The organism is Solidesulfovibrio fructosivorans JJ], from assembly GCF_000179555.1.
GTDB classification, from domain to species: Bacteria; Desulfobacterota; Desulfovibrionia; order Desulfovibrionales; family Desulfovibrionaceae; genus Solidesulfovibrio; species Solidesulfovibrio fructosivorans.
On record NZ_AECZ01000013.1, the window covers coordinates 1 to 16,542 of the forward strand.

Sequence of the window (16,542 nt, forward strand, 5' to 3'; positions counted from 1 at the left end):
GACTTTAACGGTTACTGCGGGATAGCGTCGTCGCATCCCTCACCGTCACCGTTGCAAGTTTTGGGGAGGGGAGAGCGCGAGAGGGGAACCCTTTTTCCAAAAAGGGTTCCCCTCTCGCACGTTTTCCCTCTCCCTAATCATCCTTCCAACTGATGGTCAGGCTGCGTCGGCCCCATTGGATGGCGCCGCATTGGTCGTCGCCGTAGTAGATGTCGATGCTTTTGTTGTGGCGGCGGTGCATCACGTCGAGGACCTTGTATTTTCCGGGCAGGCCTTCGATGGTGATGACGTCGCCATGGTCGAGGCCCATTTGGAGCAGGTCCGGCGACACGGCCACGGCCTTGATGCCGGGGGTGAGCGTATCGCCCCAGGCGCCGCGCGCGGCGCGGGCCTTGCGTTTGGAGCGCTTTTTCCCCACCGAGCAGGCGGTGTAGGCCATGGCTTTGACGCGCAGGGTTCTGATGGAGGAATGGCTGGTTTCGATGAAAACGGAGTCGGGATCGACGATTTCGCCCAGGGCGGCGTAGGTGAGTCTGGCGGGGGCGGTTTGGGACTGGAGCTGCTGCGGAGTGGTTTGTTTGGCGTCGGGGGTCCTGGCGCAGCCGGATTGGACGACGAGTGTCGCGGCCAGGGCCAGGGGGAGTATGGTAAAATAAATAGTTCGCATCGTCGCTCCATGGCTTCATGACGCCGAGGAGGCCGCATGCGTCGGCGTCCGGTAAAAAAGACGCCTTGGAGGGGGAAGGGCCTATGGGACCTGACCGCTGCCAGGTCGTCTCGGTGTCCGCGTGGTGGAGTGGCTCGCGTAGCGAGAGGATTTGCCCCGGAGCCGACAGCCGGCGCGGAGCGGGACAACGACGTGCTGCATAATGATGCGGTCGTTGCGACAAGGCTTGGTTGGTCGCGGAGGGGACGCGGTCGCTTTGGGGGCTGCCTGATGCGGATGGTTTTCAGGCAGCGGCGGCGGTTCCGGTCTGCATCTGCCAGAAGGCGACAACCGTTGCTTGTAGCCTACATATGCCTTGCCTTGGAGCCTCTGTCAAGGGGAACGCTGGAACGAGCCGGCGCGTCCCCTTGACTGGCAGTCAATGCGGCAGGTTACCCGGCCTGGGGATCGTCGTCCGGGCCGGCCGGTTTTTCGGTCGCGGCGGCAGTCCGGTCCGCATCCCCTTCGGTCGAGGTTTTTTCCCCGGTCGGTTCTTTTCCTTCGGCCGCCTGGGGGTTGGCTTCGGCCGCATCGGCCTGGTCGGTTTTCGCGGCGTCGGGGTTCTTGGCCGCCTCGGCCTCGGCCTGCTTGCGCGCCTTTTCCTCCTTGCGGGACTTGTCCACGAACCACGACACCCAGATGCCAAGCTCGTAGAGGACGACCATGGGGCCGGCCATGAGCAGCTGGTTCACGGCGTCCGGGGTCGGGGTGAGGATGGCGGCCACGACAAAGCTCAAAAGGATGGCCCAGCGGCGGAACTTGCGCAGCGTCTTGGTGGTGACGAGCCCGAGGCTGGTCAGGAAGAAGATGAAAACCGGCAGCTCGAAGATGATGCCGAAGGCGAAAAGCAGGGTTACGGCCAGGGAAAAATAGGCGCTGATGGTCGGCATGACCGTGATGTAGTCCGAGGCGTAGTCCACAAAGAACTTGAACCCGAACGGGAACACGACGAAATAGCCGAACAGCGCGCCGCCGACGAAAAATACGGCCGTGGCCACAGCCACGGGGATGATGATCTTGCGTTCTTCCTTGTAGAGTCCCGGTGCGACGAATTTCCAGAGCTGATAGAAGATGTACGGGCTGGCCACGAACGCGCCGGCCACCAGCGCCAGCTTCATGACGGTGAAGAAGGTTTCCGGCAGGCTGGTGGCGATCAGCTTGCTGCCGCCGGGCATGACCTGCATGAGCGGATGCAGGAGGATTTCGAGCAGCTTCTCGGCGAAGGCGTAGCAGGCGGCGAAACCCACGCCCACGGCGATGAGGCAGCGCACCAGGCGCGTGCGCAGTTCGACGAGGTGCTCGAGGAGCGGCGCTTCCTTCATATCCCCGTGCTTCCCGGGTGAAGGCGGCGGCGTGGTCGCCGGGGGGGCGGCGGCATCGCCGACAGGGGCGGGAGGATCGGCCGGAGGCGGCGGCGTGTTGCCGCCCGAGGCATCGGTCTCGGGCGCGGCCGGCGAGGTTTCGGCGGTCGAGGCGGCGTCTCCGGTCGTGGCGGGGGTATTGTCGATGGCGTCTTTTTCAGGCGTGTCGGTCATGCGCTCCTCTTTTTGCGGCGGGAAGCGGATTCCCGGGCGGTCCGCGCCGCGCCTTGCGGTTACGGCAGGAAACGATTCGGGTCAAGGGGCGCCGGCTGTTGCGCGTGTTTGTCCAAAAGGCGCTGGGGGGAAACCTTTCTTGCAGAAAGGTTCTCCCCCCAGACCCCCTTTCCAAAGACTTTTAATAGAATTCAGTTGTTACGGTGAAAATCGTAGCCATTGAAAACTTGAGGAAGGGGAGAGCGCGAGAGGGGACAACCCTTTTGAAAGGGTTTCCCCTCTCGCATCCTCTTCTCCCTCCCTTTTCTACAACTCCACCTGGACGCCAAGTTCCACCACGCGTCCCGGCGGCAGGCCGAAGTAGGCCGTGGCCGGGCGGGCGTTGCGGGACATGAGCGCGAAAAGCGATTTGCGGAACCCGGCCATGCGGGCCTTGCCCGTGGTGAGCAGGCTTTCGCGGCCCAGGAAGAACGTGGTGTCCGAAGGCGGGTCGATGGGGATGCCCGTGGCCCGGGCCCGGGTCATGATTTTGGGGACGTCCGGGGTTTCCATGAAGCCGTAGCGGGCCAGGATGCGGAAAAAGCCCATGCCCAGTTCCTGGATTTCCAGCCGGTTGTCCTCGGGCACGTAGGGCGTGTCGGAGGCGGTGATGGTGAGGATGACCACGCTTTGGTGGAAGACCTTGTTGTGCTTGTAGTGGTGCAGCAGCGTCACGGGCGTGCCCTGGGGAGAGAGGGACATGAACACGGCCGTGCCCGGAACCCGCAGGGGTTCCTTGGCCGTCACCTCGCCGAGAAAGGTCCGCAGCGGCACTGTCGCGGCCAGGGATATCTGGCGTAGCGCCAGCCTGCCGTCGCGCCAGGTGGCCATGCACATGACCACCAAGGCGGCGATGACCAGCGGCAGCCAGCCGCCGTCGGCGATCTTGAGCAGGTTGGCTCCGAAAAAGGCCAGGTCGAAGACCAGAAAGACGAGGACCGGCGGCAGGACCCGCCAAAGGGGCTGGTTCCAGGTCCAGCGGGCCACGAAGAAGTACAGGACCGAGGTGATGCCCATGGTGGCCGTGACCGCGATGCCGTAGGCGGCGGCCAGGCGGCTGGATTCCTCGAAGGCCAGGGTCAGGCCGATGCAGGCCCACATGAGGGCGAAATTGACCTCGGGGATGTAGATCTGGCCTTCCATGGCGCTCGAGGTGTGCACGATGCGGAGCCTGGGGCACCAGCCGAGCTGGATGGCCTGCCGGGTCAGGGAAAAAACGCCGGATATGAGCGCCTGGGAGGCGATGACCGTGGCCACGGTGGACAAGGCGGCCATGGGGTAGAGCAAGGCGTCTGGCACGAGGGTGTAAAACGGGTTGGCGGCGTTGGCCGGATCGAGGAGCAGGCCGGCTCCCTGGCCGAAATAGTTGATGAGCAGGCAGGGGAAGACGATGGTGAGCCAGGAGAGCTGGATGGGCCGGCGGCCGAAATGGCCGAGGTCGGCGTAGAGCGCCTCGCCGCCGGTGATGCACAGGACCACCGCGCCGAGGACCAGCACGCCGTGCAGATGGTTGCGCTCGAAGAATTTGACCGCGTGCCAGGGATTGACGGCGGCCAGCACTTCCGGCGCGTTCAGGATTTCCTTGATGCCGAGGACGGCCAGGACCACGAACCACACCAGCATGACCGGGCCGAAGATCTTGGCGATGCCGGCCGTGCCGTGGCGCTGGGCCATGAACAGGCCGAACAGGATCACGCAGGTGATGGGCACGACCAGGGGCTGGGCGGCGGTCGTGGCCACGTTTAAGCCTTCCACGGCCGACAGCACGGAGATGGCCGGGGTGATGACCCCGTCGCCGTAGAGCAGCCCCGCGCCGCAAAGGGCCAGAAAGGTCAGCAAGGCCCGCACCTGACGATGTCCCCGCTCCTTGGGCAGAAGCTCGCCCAGGGCGAAAATGCCGCCCTCGCCCTTGTTGTCGGCGGCCAGGATGAACAGCACGTACTTGATGGTGATGACCATGGTCAGGGACCAGAAAAAAAGGGACAGCACGCCGAAGATGTTGTCCCGGGTCACGGCGATGGCGTGCATGCCGTAAAAGCACTCTTTCATGGCGTACAGCGGGCTTGTGCCGATGTCGCCGTACACCACCCCGAGAGCCCCGAAGGCCAGGGCGGCGGTATGGGACAGGGAACGTTTGCCGGATTGCGGCCCGTGCTGGCTCATGCGGCCGGTCCTCGTCGTTGCCGGCCGGACGGCGGGAAAAACGCGTGTGGCATGGAGCTGGAAATCCTTGTTGCCGCGGCCGGTCGTCCGGCGGCGCGGATTGGCGATCGTGCGCCGAAAGTACCTTCAAGCCGCCGTGGCGGCAAGGCCGGACCGGCGCGCGGGCGGGTCATCATGCCTCAAAACGGGCGATTCGTGTACTGCGGGGCGCGGATGTTGCGAAAATGTCATTTGGCGCGGGGAGGACCGTCGCCACGGCCGGGGCCGTCCAGGTAGAGCAGCGTCGCGCCGCAGATGGCGCAGGGGAACAGGACGATGTTGAGCACCGGCACGAGCAGAGGCAGGCCGAAACCGAGCAGGGTCAGGGGACGGGCGGCCATGGCCCTAAGGCGCACGGCGAAGCGGGGTTCGTCCCGGGCATAGGCGAAATCGATGAATTCGAACGCGAGCAGCGCCGCCGCGACCAGGGGGGCGAGGATCTGCCCGACGACGGGCACGAAGACGAGGACCAGGGGAACGAGAGCCACGAACGCGGCCTGCTTGGCCTGCTCGAGCATCACCCGCCACCAGGGCAGGGCATTTTCGTGGCCGGCGTCGTTGCCGCGCAGCTTGCGGATCATGCCGCCGGCAATGGCGTCGTAGATGGGCGAGGCCAGGACGTTGGCCACAACCATAAAGAGGAAATAGGACAGCACGAAGACCAGCCCGTAGAGCAGCGCCTTGGCTACATGGACGTACAGCCAGTAAAGCGCGCCAAGGGCCTCGCCGGCTCCGGCCGTCCGGGGCGACCAGATTAGGGCCAGCAGCCGGTCATCGTTGGCGGCGAAAAGCCACACCCCGGCCGCGAACAGAGCCAGGGTCAGGACAAAGGGAATGGCCGTGAGGGCCAGATAACCTTTGTGGGCCAGGGCGAACCGGAAGCCGCGCACGTGGGCGTAAAGCCCCTTGGGAAAGGTGGTGAGCATGGAGGCGTTCTCCCCTTTGGCGGCGTCGCCCACGGTCCGGTCACAGCCCGGGCGCGTGCCGGCCGGGGCCGCGCCGCGACCGGTTATACTGTGCGAGCGCAAGGAAACCGATCAGTCCGGCGTATTGCTTTCAAGCTCGCCCGCTTCCTGCGGGCTTTCCTGGGCCGGGGGAGGAACAAGGCCCAGGGAGCCGTGCCGGCCCTCGATTTCGTCGTCGGCGGCAGGGGTGATATGCGTTACTTGAAAAGGCATGCCCAATGTCTCCATATCGACATACTTCTTGGCTTCCTTGTGAGCATGGGCTTCATTATGGGCCAATACGACAACGTAATCCGTTTCGGATACGTCTTTTTTACGTCGAAACCAGCTATACGTTACATGAACTTTGGTAGCGAAGTAGACGCGGAATTTCTTCATGATGCGGGAGTCTCCGGAAATAGCTCGGAATATGGGCTGTAAATACCTGCTGTTCCAGGCTTCCTCCGAGCTTGCGACAGATATTATGATACGCCAATGTGTCCCTGGCGGCAAGCCTTTCCCGGCCAGCCCGGGGGCCGCCGGCCGGCTTGACCTCGACGCGCGCCCCCCACTAGCCTGCCGATCAGGGAGCAACCGTGACGGGAGAGTACCATGAAACACAGCCTTGTCGTCATCTTATTTAGTATTTTGGTGATTGTCCTCGCGACCGGGCCGGGCCGGGCCGCCGACAAGAAATCCGAGGCCGCCGGGGAGGTCCTTTTTGCCGCCAAGCGGCTGGCCTGCGCCTTCACCCACGGGGTTGTGGCGGGTTTTTCGCCCAGGGGGTCGGTCAGCATCAAGCCGCCGCTCAATCCCAACATACCGGGGCTGACCATCTCCATCGTGGACCGCAAGGCCAAACGGGTGATGCTGGAGGAGGACGACTTGGAAACGCCGGGCGTCTACATGACGGGCCCCGAGGGCCTGACCGCCATGGCCCGCTATCCCGACGGCGGCGTGACCCTGGTCACCGTCTATCCCCTGTACTCGGGGGCGTCGGACAATTTCCTCATGGTGGCCTCGCACCACGGCGCGGCGACCATGCCGCAGATGACCCAGCGCTATGGACTGTGCCGGGTGGCCGCTGATGCGCCGCCGCCCGCGCCGACCCCGCCGCCGGCCGCCAAGGGGCACGGGGAACATAAGTGAGAAGCCGAAGCGCGGCGCTGCTGCTGGCTGTCTGCCTGCTCGCTTTGCCGTCGCCGGGGCGGGCCGATTACGACGACGCCTTGCGCGCCTTCGAGGGCGGGCGGGATGCCGTGGCCCGGCGCGAACTGGCCCCGCTGGTGCGCTCCGGCAGTCCCTCGGCGCTTTTTCTTTTAGGCGTGATGCGCGAGACCGGGCGCGGCACAGCCAAGGACCCGGCCGGGGCGGCCAGGCTCTACCGGCGGGCGGCCGATGGCGGCAACGTCTCGGCCATGGTCGCCCTGGGGCTGCTCTATTATCGGGGCGAGGGCGTGGGCCAAAGTGATGCCCGCGCCTCGGCGTATTTCCGTAAAGCGGCCGACAAGGGATCGGCCAGGGCGCTCTACCTGCTCGGACTTATGCGCCTTTCCGGGCGCGGCGGACCGACGGCGGATGCGGTGGGCTATCTGCGCCGGGCGGTGCGGGCCGGTTCTCCCGAGGCGGCGGCCGTGCTCGGCGAGTTGTTGCTGGCCGGCCGGGGCGTGGTCGCAAATCCCGCCGCGGCCTACGCCATGGCTCTTCATGCCCTGGCCGGGGACCGGATCGAGGCGGCCACGCGGCAGCGCCTTAACGCCCTGGCCGCGAACGCCAAAAAGGCCCTCGACCCGACCGTGGCCCTGCGCATCGAGGGCAAGGCCCCGGAAGAGCGAGGGGCGGCGCGGGGAGGCGGCAAAGGGCGTGGGGCCGCGCCGAAGGGCCAGGTCATTACCGGCACGGGCTTTGTGGTCAGCCGGCTCGGCCACGTGCTGACCAACGCCCATGTGGCGGCGCATTGTCGTCGCCTCATGGCCGTGGTGGACGGCAGGCGCATGGCGGCGAGCCTTTTGCGGGCCGATCAGGACCATGACCTGGCCCTGTTGCGGCTGGCCGTGGCCCCGCCCGAGGCTTTGGCTTTTCGCGAGGGTGACGCGCTGCCTCCCGGCGTGCCCGTTTTTGCCGCCGGGTATCCGGGACGGGCGGCCCTTTCCGGGCGCATGCGCGTCACCGCCGGCAAGACCCGGGAGCTGGCCAAGGGCGCGGGGCCGCGCGGCGAACAGGCCGTGACGGCCGAAGTGCTGCCCGGCAACAGCGGCGGACCGCTGCTTGACCACGCCGGCCATGTGGCCGGCGTGGTGGCCGCCCGGCGCGATACCGAGACGACCAGGCGGATCGCCGGGGACGCGCCGGCCGACATGGGATTCGTGGTGCCGCTGTCCGTGGTCAAGGCCTTTCTGGCCCGGGGCCAGGTGCCCATTGTCTCGGCCCCGTCGGCGCGGCGCCTGGATGCGGCCGGGATCGCCCGGACGGTGTCCGGCAAGGTGGTGCCGCTTTTTTGTCAGACGGCCACATCCACCCACGCGCCATAAAAAAGGCCGGGGCCCGAAGGCCCCGGCCCGCGCCCGGTTTCCGATCGACCGCGTTTAGAACTTGTAGGTCAGGCCGCAGGCGACTTTCCAGGCGTCGCCCTCGCGGGACTTGGCGGCCAGGCGGTGCCCCCAGACGCTCGTCTGGAACTGGCCGTGGGCCCAGCCGGTCTCGAGGACGGCGGCCAGGTTCTCATAGATCATGTACTTGGTGTCGAAGTTGACGCCCATGGCGAACTCGTTGGAGGTCAGGTCGCGCCCCATTTCAAAGTAGGGGTTGCTGCCCAGGGCCGCGTTGACCGCGCGAATGGCCGCCGGATTGTTGTTGCCGTGGATGTAGGTGTAGGTCAGGCGATGGGTCAGCTTCTCGACGAACGAGATGTTGTCCAGAGAAGCGCCGAGGCCCCAGGCGCCGACCGGGTTCATGCCCATGTTCGAGTTCTTGGCCAGCACTTGGCTGTCGTCGAACAGGAAGCTGTTGCCCGGACCCCAGTTGCTGCGGATCTGGGGCATGCGCTCGGAGCCGTTGTAGTTGGAGTGATCCTCGCCGGTGGACCACCAGCCGAAGACCTTGGGCGTCAGGACGTCCCAGCCGGTGTACTCGGCACCGGCATCGAGGAACCAGCCCTCGCGCTTGCTCTTCTTGCGGTCGGACTGGGCGCCGGCGCCGTAGATCACGTCGGCGTAGAACTTGACCGGGTCAAGGGCGGTCACCTCGAACGCGCCGCCGGCCCACCAGTAGGCGTTCTGGTCGTTTTTCCACAGGGCCGGGGTCATGAAGGTGCCGGCGGAAACCAGGTTCTCGGCGAAGCTCTGCGAGCTGAAGGTCGAGCTGCCGGCGGTGAAGTAGCCGGCGTTCTTGCCGGCCACGGCGATCATGCCCCACGGCGTGGCCTTGAAGCCTTCGAGGGTGATGGGCAGGGCCAGGAAGTAGGCGTCCAGCTCATCGGCCACCTGGGTGGTGGTGGTGTCGTAGGTGCGGTTGGTGTCGATCAGGCGGCCGAAACCGGCGAGCACGGCCAGGGTGTTGTCGATCAGCGGGGCCTTGACGGTCAGGGCGGCGATGCGGTCGCCGCCGAAGACCGGCGAACCGTAGAACATGTTGCTGATCGGCAGGTCGATGTCCTGCAGGCCGGCGGTGATCTCGGCCGAGCAGCCCGGGAACTTGAACTGCAGGTAGGCCTGGTACACGGCGATGGCCACGGCCGGGTTGGCGGCGGTCAGGGTGCCGTGGCCCCAGGTGTCTTCCACCTTGATGCCCAGTCTGAACTTCACGGCCTCGTTGGCCACGAAGTCGGTGCGCAGGCGAAAACGTTCCCAGATCTCGAAGCGGTCTTCGGTCTTGGTGCCGGCGTGGGCATAGGTCGGGGTGTTGGACGTCCAGGAGGCGTTGTTCCAACCGGTGTAATTGTGCTCGGCAAAGAAGACGCCGTAGACGCGGGCGTCGCCGGTCATCTTCACCTCGGTGGCCGCCCGGGCGCTGGTGAAGGCTCCCAGAACGAACACCGCCGCAAGTGCGATGCTCCAAATGCGTTTCATGATTCCTTCCTCCGGAAAAGCGGTTTTTATCGGGAAACCGAGGCGCATGTGGACCGGAGAAGGGCGAGTCCTCCGGCGATCACGAGTTTGTATTACAGGGTGTTTATGGACTCAGCAATGGGGGGTGTGTATATATATTAGACAAAAGTTAAAAAATTTTTACTCATTACTAAAGCGTAATGTTATTATTTCACAGGGCATAAAAAAAGCCGGGACCCGAAGGCCCCGGCTTGCCCGCCGGACACCACGAACAAGGACAGCTAGAACTTGTAGTTCAAGCCGAAGGCAACCTTCCAGGAGTCGGCGCTACGGGCGCGCTCGGCCAGGCGATGGCCCCAGACGCTGGTCTGGAACTGGCCGTGGGCCCAGCCGGTTTCCAGAACGGCGGCCAGGTTTTCGTAGATCATGTACTTGGAGTCGAGGTTGACGCCCATGACGTATTCCTCGGCCGTCAGGTCGCGCCCCATCCGGAAGTAGGGGTTATTGCCGAGAGAGGTGTTGAGGTAGCGGAGGGCCTTGGCAGAGTTGGTGCCGCGCACGTAGGTGTAGGTCACGCGGCTGGTCAGCTTCTCCACGAAGGAAATGTTGTCGAGGGAAGCGCCAATGCCCCAGTTGCCCACGGGCGACACGCCCATGTTGGATTCCTTGCCCAGGATCTGGGTGTCGTCGAACAGGAAGCTGTTGCCCGCGCCCCAGCTGGAGTGGATGTAGGCCATGCGCTCGGAGCCGTTGCGGGTGGAGCCGTCCTCGCCGGTGGACCACCAGCCGAAGGCCTTGGGCGTCAGGACGTCCCAGCCGGTGTACTCGAGGCCGGCGTCGAGGAACCAGCCTTCGCGCTTGTTCTTTTTGCGGTCGGACTGGGCGCCGGCGCCGTAGATCACGTCGGCGTAGAGCCTGACCGGGTCGAGGGCGGTCACTTCGAAGGAGCCGCCGACCCACCAGTAGGCGTTCTGGTTGTTCTTCCAGCCGGTCGGGGTCATGAAATCGCCGGCGGAGACGATGTTCTGGCCGAAACCGGTGCTCCAGTAGTTGGCGTCGGAACCGGCCACGCCCACCATGCCCCACGGGGTGACCTTGAAGCCGTCCACCGTGACGGGCAGGGCCAGGAAGTAGACGTCGAACTCGTCGGCGACCTGGGTGGTGGTGGTGTCATAAGTGCGGTTGGTGTCGATGGCGCGGCCGAAACCGGCGAGCAGACCCAGGGTGTTGTCGATCAACGGGGCCTTGATGGTCAGCGCGGCCATGCGGTCGCCGCCGAAAACCGGCGAGGTGTTGAACAGGGAGGAGTGGGGCAGGTCGAGGTCCTGGAGGCCCGCCGTCACTTCGACGGCGCAGTTCGGCAGCTTGAACTGCAGGTAGGCCTGGTAGACGGAGATGGCCACGGTCGAGTTGGCGGCGGTCAGGGTGCCGTGACCCCAGGTGTCCTCCACCTTGATGCCGAGTCTGAACTTCACGGCTTCGTTGGCCACGAAGTCGGAGCGCAGGCGGAACCGTTCCCAAAGCTGGAACCGGTCCTCGGTCTTGGTTCCGGAGTGGCCCCAGCTGCCGGGATTGGATCCGGACCAGGAGGCCGTATTCCAGCCCGTGAAGTTATGGTTGGCGAAATAGACGCCATAAATGCGGGAGTCACCCGTCATTTTGACTTCCGTCGACGCATTGGCCGCGGCCGCGGCCCCGAGCAACAGCGTGGCGAAGCACACCAGCAAGACAAGACGCTTCATGAATCCTTCCTCTTCGTTCATATGTTGGCAATACATCCGGCGAGAGTCCCAACGGTGCGGAACATGTCGCCCGTGTAATTCATTTTTTAGTTGAAATGTTGGAATCGATTATTATTTCAGAGTATTGTCACATACGTCACAGAAAAATAATGAAATCGTGATGGGTGATGCGTGCACGGGGACGCGGCCACAAAAAAGGCCGGGACCCGAAGGTCCCGGCCGAGGCGTCGGGAGGTTGGCGCCGCTCGAACTAGAACTTGTAGGTCAGGCCGAAGGCGACCTTCCAAGCATCGCCCTCGCGGGCCTGCTGGGTCAGGCGATGACCCCAGATGCTGGTCTTGAATTCGCCGTGGGACCAACCGGTCTCGAGGACGGCGGCCAGGTTTTCGTAGATCATGTACTTGGTGTCGAAGTTGACCGCGACGAGGTACTCGTCCATGGCCAGGTCACGACCCATCTGATAGTAGGAGTTGGTGCCAAGGGCGTAGTTGAGGTTGCGGATGGCCTTGGCGCTGTTGTTGCCGTGCAGGTAGGTGAAGGTGAGGATGTGGGTCAGCTTCTCGATGAACGAGATGTTGTTCAGAGAAGCGCCCAGGCCCCAGGCACCCACCGGGTTGACGCCCATGTTGGATTCCTTGCCGAGCTCCTGCGAATCGTCGAACAGGAAGCTGTTGCCCGGGCCCCAGTTGGGCACCACGATGGGCATACGCTCGGAACCGTTGCGGGTGGAGCTGTCTTCACCGGTGGACCACCAGCCGAAGACCTGCGGGGTCAGGACGTCCCAACCGGTGTACTCGATGCCGAGGTCGAGGAACCAGCCCTGACGCTTGGCGGCCTTGCGGTCGCTCTGGGCGCCGGCGCCGTAGATCACGTCGGCATAGAAGTTGACCGGATCGAGAGCGGTCACCTCGAAGGTGCCGCCAGCCCACCAGTAGGCGTTCTGGTTGTTCTTCCAGCCGTTCAGGTAGGAACCGGCGGAAACCAGGTACTCGAGGAAGCCGGCATCGCCGTAATCGGCGTCCCTACCGGCAACGCCGACGACGCCCCACGGGGTCGCCTTGAAACCATTCAAGGTGATGGGCAGAGCCAGCAGGTAGACGTCGAACTCGTCGTCGACCTGGGTGGTGGTGGTGTCGTAGGTGCGGTTGGTGTCGATCATGCGGGCGAAGCCGGCGGTCACGGCCAGGGTGTCCTTGATCAGCGGGGCGCTCACGACCAGAGCCGCGGCGCGGTCGCCGCCGAACACGACGGAGTCGTTAAAAAACGAGCTCGTCGGGAAGGACAGGTCCTGCAGGCCGGCGGTCACCTGGACGTCGCAATCCGGCAGCTTGAACTGCAGGTAAGCCTGGTAGACGGAGATGGCGACGGCCGGGTTGGCGGCGGTCAGGGTGCCATGACCCCAGACGTCCTCAACCTTGATGCCCAGACGGAACTTCACGGCCTCGTTGGCCACGAAGTCGGAGCGCAGGCGAAAACGCTCCCAGATCTGGAAACGGTCTTCGGTCTGGGTGGCGCTGGCATTCCAGCCCGTGTAGTTGTGGTTGGCGAAAAACACGCCGTAGACGCGGGCGTCACCGGTCATCTTGACCTCGGTGGCGGCCGAGGCGACGCTGGCGATGCCCAGGATCAGGGCGGCCAGGGTGGCCAGGATGGCAAAACGTTTCATAGATTCCTTCCTCCTCAAAGTTGCGCGTAAAACGCTGCGCGTTCCCGACGCCGTGAAACGGGTGGCGTCCCGTTCCATCTCACGACTATGAGAAGAATTACATAATTGCAACCCCAAAAGAGCGTTTTTTTCGTAAAAGTTTAAATTTTTTTACGCGCCGTGCCAAAGTCGCCGTTATAATCCGTAGTCATTAAATAAAAAAAAGGCCGGGGTCACGAGACCCCGGCCTTGTGGCCGTTGGTGGGATGCCTTTCGCTAGAACTTGTAGGTCAGGCCGAAAGCGACCTTCCAGGCGTCGCCCTCACGGGACTTCTCGGCCAGACGGTGGCCCCAGACACTGCTCTGGAACTCGCCGTGGGCCCAGCCGGTCTCCATGACGGCGGCCAAGTTCTCGTAGATCTGATAGGTCGTGTCGAAGTTGGCGCTGACGATGTACTCGTTGTCGGTCAGGTCACGCCCCATGGTGAAGTAGGGGTTGCTGCCCATGTAGGTGTTCAGGTAGCGGATGGCCTTGGCCGAGTTGTTGCCGCGCAAGTACACGAAGGTCAGGCGGTTGCTGAGCTTCTCGATGAAGCTGATGTTGTTGAGCGAAGCGCCGAGGCCCATGGAGCCGATGGGGTTGACGCCCATGTTGCCCTGCTTGACCAGGTCCTGGGAGCAGTCGAACAGGAAGCTGTTGCCCGGACCCCAGTTGGACAGGATCGAAGGCATGCGCTCGGAGCCGTTGCGGGTGGACTTGTCCTCACCGGTGGACCACCAGGCGAAGACCTGCGGGGTCACGACGTCGAAGCCGGTGTATTCCGCGCCGGCGTCGATGAACCAGCCTTCGCGGCTGTTCTTCTTGCGGTCGTTCTTGTTGCCGGCGCCGTAGATCACGTCGGCGTAGAGCTTGACCGGGTCAAGTGCGGTGACCTCGAAGGTGCCGCCGGCCCACCAGTAGGCGTTCTGGGCGTTGCGGAAACCGGACGGGGCCATGAACGTGCCGGCGGACAGCAGGCTGTCGGCGAAGCTCGAGTTGGGGCCGTAGGAACCGGCGGTGAAGTAGTTGGCGTCACGACCGGCCACGGCGACGGCGCCCCACGGGGTGGCCTTGAAACCGTCCAGGGTGATGGGCAGGGCCAGGAAATAGGCGTCCAGCTCATCGGCCACCTGGGTGGTGGTGGTGTCGTAGGTACGGTTTCTATCCAGCATGCGGGCGAAGCCGGCGGTGACGGCCAGGGTGTTGTCGATCAACGGCGCGTTGATCACCAGGGCCGCGGCGCGGTCGCCGCCGAACACCACTGAATCCGTGAAGAAGGCGTTTTCAGGCAGGGACAGGTCCTGGAGACCGGCGGTCACTTCGGCGGCGCAGCCCGGCAGCTTGAACTGCAGGTAGGCCTGGTAGACCTGGATGGCCACTTCCGGGTTGGCGGCGGTGAAGGTGCCATGGCCCCAGGTGTCCTGGATCTTGATGCCCAGTCTGAATTTCACGGCTTCGTTGGCGACGAAGTCGGAACGCAGGCGAAAGCGTTCCCAGATCTGGAACCGGTCTTCGGTCTGGGTGCCGGCAGGGGTGTAGGAACCGGAGTTGTTGTTCCAGGAGCCGGTGCTCCAGCCGGTGAAGTTCTGGTTGGCGTTAAACGTGCCATACACGAACGCGTCGCCCGTCATCTTCACTTCTGTGGCGGCGGACGCGGCCACGACGCTGCCCGCCACAAGGGCGAGCGCGATGGCCAACAGGCCTAAACGTTTCATAAATCCTTCCTCCTTTGCGGAAATGCGGTCCACACCGAACGGCCGCCACGCTGGACCCGGCTGGCGAAGCCAAGTCCAGGCACGGCGGTCGTCAGGCTACGCCTTTGTTACAAGCTTGGGCAAGAAGGGTTATGTAGCTAATCAATTGAAATTATTGGATGCAGCATTACAGATCGGTAACATATTTCTCAAGACGCGCCGCCGACGTCGCGCAATCGTAACTCGATCTCGGGCACACCGGAGAAATAGGTGATCTTCGGCGAGAAGGCGACGCGCACCGTTGCCCCCTTCGGCCGGGTCCCCACTTCGCCGGCCATGCCCCAGCCCTTGCCGCGCAGGGTGATGCCGGCTCCGGGATCGCGCAGAGTCAGGGCGACGTGATTTTGTCCGAAGGGCCTCGTGGCCACCACCGACACCGGCGGCGAGGCGAAGACCGGCTCGGGGTTGCCGCAGCCGAAGGGCTCCATCAACCCGATTTCCCGGATAAACGTCGCCGTGACTCCGTCGAAGGCAAGCTCGGCGTCCACGGTCAGCGAAGGCGTCGGCAGGGTGGGGCCAAGGGCCCTGGCCGCCGCCTCGTCGAAACGGCGGGTCAAAAGCGCCAGATTGTCCGGTTCGATGGACAGGCCCGCCGCCTGCCGATGCCCGCCGAAGGTGCGCAACACATCCTGTATTTCGGTCAAAAGCCCGTGCAGGTCGCATTCCGGGATGGAGCGGCCCGAGCCCTTGAGCACGCCCTTGGCCTCGTCGGCGGTGAGGATCAGCGTCGGGCGGTAGCGGCGCTCGGCCACCCGCGAGGCCACGATGCCGATGACGCCCTGGTGCCAGTGCGGCGCGAACAGGGTCAGGCCGTGGCCGTTCGGACTGGCATCGGCCTGGGCCAGCGCCTCGGTCAGGATGGCGTCCTCCTCGGCCCGGCGGCGGGCGTTTTCCGCGTCGAGGTCGGCGGCGAGGGGCCGGGCCACGTCGAGGTCCGGGGCGAGGAGCAGGTCGAGGGCCGCGTCGGGGCGGCCCATGCGGCCGGCGGCGTTGATGCGGGGGGCCAGGCCGAAGGTCACCTGGGACGCGCCGAGGGTCGCCTTGGGGTTGTGCCCGCTGACTTCCTTCAGGGCATGGACGCCGGGACGGCGCGCCTCGGCCAGAAGGAGCAGGCCGTTTTTGGCCAGGATGCGGTTGGGGCCGCGAAGGGGCACCACGTCGGCCAGGGTGCCGAGCGCCACAAGGTCGAGCAGGCGGCGCACGTCGCTTGGCTCCCCGGGCAAGAGCCGGTTGATGGCGGCGACCAGGAAAAAGGCCACGCCAACTCCCGCCAGATCGGTTCCCGGGCCGTCGGCGAGCTTGGGATCGACCACGGCGTCGGCCGGCGGCAGTTCGGGCCCGGGCAGGTGGTGGTCGGTGACGATGACGGCAAGGCCCAGTTCCTTGGCCCGGGCCACGGCCTCCACGCCGCCGATGCCGCAGTCCACGGTGACCAGGACCTGCGCGCCCTCGCCCGCGAGCGCTTCGATGCCGGGGATGTTGAGGCCGTAGCCCTCGGCCGCCCGCTCGGGCAGCCGCCAGAGCGGGGCGTAGCCGCGCTCGCGCAGGAAGTCCACGAGCAGCGCCGTGGCCGTGATGCCGTCCACGTCGTAATCGCCCCAGACGGCCACCTTCTTGCCCTGGGCGAGGCTTTGGGCCAAAAGCGCGGCCGCCGCGTCCATGCCCGGGATCGCGCCGGGGGCCATGAGGCGGCGCAGGCCCGGGGACAGGTAGGCGTCCATGGCTTCGGCGGTGGTCAGGCCGCGCCGGTAAAGCAGGGCGGCCAGGGTCGGGGAGACGCCGAGGGCGTCGGCCAGGACGTCGGCCGTTTGAGGCGCGACATCGGCGGTGGGGAAAATCCAGCGTTTGGGCACGATCACTCCGAAGGAAAAAACGATGATGCCCGGGCC

11 protein-coding genes and 1 pseudogene are annotated in these 16,542 nt (G+C 65.0%); 2 read left to right on the forward strand and 10 right to left on the reverse strand.

Features of this window, described 5'->3' with window-relative positions:
• Positions 1–133 precede the first annotated feature (133 nt).
• From DESFRDRAFT_RS22710 to DESFRDRAFT_RS10610, 5 genes and pseudogenes are all read right to left on the reverse strand, one after another.
• Entirely contained in the window at positions 134–667 is a 534-nt protein-coding gene (locus tag DESFRDRAFT_RS22710) for an RlpA-like double-psi beta-barrel domain-containing protein (protein WP_005993751.1), read from the reverse strand.
• Between the two features lie 599 nt (positions 668–1,266).
• Positions 1,267–2,028 (reverse strand): annotated as a pseudogene (gene tatC, locus DESFRDRAFT_RS10595) (twin-arginine translocase subunit TatC); the annotation flags it as partial.
• A 519-nt stretch (positions 2,029–2,547) separates the two neighbouring features.
• Positions 2,548–4,443: a potassium transporter Kup gene (locus tag DESFRDRAFT_RS10600; protein WP_005993755.1), complete on the reverse strand. Its 1,896-nt coding sequence runs from the start codon at positions 4,441–4,443 to the stop codon at positions 2,548–2,550.
• Between the two features lie 227 nt (positions 4,444–4,670).
• Positions 4,671–5,510, reverse strand: a complete 840-nt coding sequence (locus tag DESFRDRAFT_RS10605) for an EI24 domain-containing protein (RefSeq protein WP_233489599.1) — start codon at positions 5,508–5,510, stop codon at positions 4,671–4,673.
• Positions 5,511–5,519: 9 nt separating this feature from the next.
• Positions 5,520–5,825, reverse strand: a complete 306-nt coding sequence (locus tag DESFRDRAFT_RS10610; protein WP_005993759.1) for a hypothetical protein — start codon at positions 5,823–5,825, stop codon at positions 5,520–5,522.
• A gap of 213 nt (positions 5,826–6,038) precedes the next feature.
• Between DESFRDRAFT_RS10610 and DESFRDRAFT_RS10615 the strand changes: the two genes are divergently transcribed.
• On the forward strand, positions 6,039–6,575 hold the full coding sequence (locus DESFRDRAFT_RS10615) for a hypothetical protein (protein WP_005993761.1): 537 nt from the start codon (positions 6,039–6,041) through the stop codon (positions 6,573–6,575).
• On the forward strand, positions 6,572–7,957 hold the full coding sequence (locus tag DESFRDRAFT_RS10620; protein ID WP_005993762.1) for a tetratricopeptide repeat-containing serine protease family protein: 1,386 nt from the start codon (positions 6,572–6,574) through the stop codon (positions 7,955–7,957). Before DESFRDRAFT_RS10615 ends, DESFRDRAFT_RS10620 begins: the two co-directional genes overlap by 4 nt.
• Positions 7,958–8,011: 54 nt before the next feature.
• On the opposite strand, the gene DESFRDRAFT_RS10625 is transcribed toward DESFRDRAFT_RS10620, so the two are convergent.
• The 5 genes from DESFRDRAFT_RS10625 to recJ all read right to left on the reverse strand — a co-directional run bounded on the left by DESFRDRAFT_RS10625 (position 8,012) and on the right by recJ (position 16,506).
• Positions 8,012–9,493, reverse strand: a complete 1,482-nt coding sequence (locus tag DESFRDRAFT_RS10625) for an outer membrane homotrimeric porin (RefSeq protein ID WP_005993764.1) — start codon at positions 9,491–9,493, stop codon at positions 8,012–8,014.
• 260 nt (positions 9,494–9,753) lie between these two features.
• Complete coding sequence (locus DESFRDRAFT_RS10630) at positions 9,754–11,214, reverse strand: outer membrane homotrimeric porin (protein WP_005993765.1); 1,461 nt, start codon at positions 11,212–11,214, stop codon at positions 9,754–9,756.
• Positions 11,215–11,464: 250 nt separating this feature from the next.
• Entirely contained in the window at positions 11,465–12,880 is a 1,416-nt protein-coding gene (locus DESFRDRAFT_RS10635; RefSeq protein WP_005993766.1) for an outer membrane homotrimeric porin, read from the reverse strand.
• Between the two features lie 255 nt (positions 12,881–13,135).
• Positions 13,136–14,614, reverse strand: a complete 1,479-nt coding sequence (locus DESFRDRAFT_RS10640) for an outer membrane homotrimeric porin (RefSeq protein ID WP_005993767.1) — start codon at positions 14,612–14,614, stop codon at positions 13,136–13,138.
• Positions 14,615–14,802: 188 nt separating this feature from the next.
• Complete coding sequence (recJ, locus tag DESFRDRAFT_RS10645; RefSeq protein ID WP_005993768.1) at positions 14,803–16,506, reverse strand: single-stranded-DNA-specific exonuclease RecJ; 1,704 nt, start codon at positions 16,504–16,506, stop codon at positions 14,803–14,805.
• Positions 16,507–16,542 lie beyond the last annotated feature (36 nt).

Coding starts and splice junctions, on each gene's coding strand:
- DESFRDRAFT_RS10630 (WP_005993765.1), bottom strand. CDS start 11,214: ATGAAGCGTCTTGTCTTGCTGGTGTGCTTCGCCACGCTGTTGCTCGGG.
- DESFRDRAFT_RS10635 (WP_005993766.1), bottom strand. CDS start 12,880: ATGAAACGTTTTGCCATCCTGGCCACCCTGGCCGCCCTGATCCTGGGC.
- DESFRDRAFT_RS10610 (WP_005993759.1), bottom strand. CDS start 5,825: ATGAAGAAATTCCGCGTCTACTTCGCTACCAAAGTTCATGTAACGTAT.
- DESFRDRAFT_RS10615 (WP_005993761.1), top strand. CDS start 6,039: ATGAAACACAGCCTTGTCGTCATCTTATTTAGTATTTTGGTGATTGTC.
- DESFRDRAFT_RS10600 (WP_005993755.1), bottom strand. CDS start 4,443: ATGAGCCAGCACGGGCCGCAATCCGGCAAACGTTCCCTGTCCCATACC.
- DESFRDRAFT_RS22710 (WP_005993751.1), bottom strand. CDS start 667: ATGCGAACTATTTATTTTACCATACTCCCCCTGGCCCTGGCCGCGACA.
- DESFRDRAFT_RS10640 (WP_005993767.1), bottom strand. CDS start 14,614: ATGAAACGTTTAGGCCTGTTGGCCATCGCGCTCGCCCTTGTGGCGGGC.
- DESFRDRAFT_RS10625 (WP_005993764.1), bottom strand. CDS start 9,493: ATGAAACGCATTTGGAGCATCGCACTTGCGGCGGTGTTCGTTCTGGGA.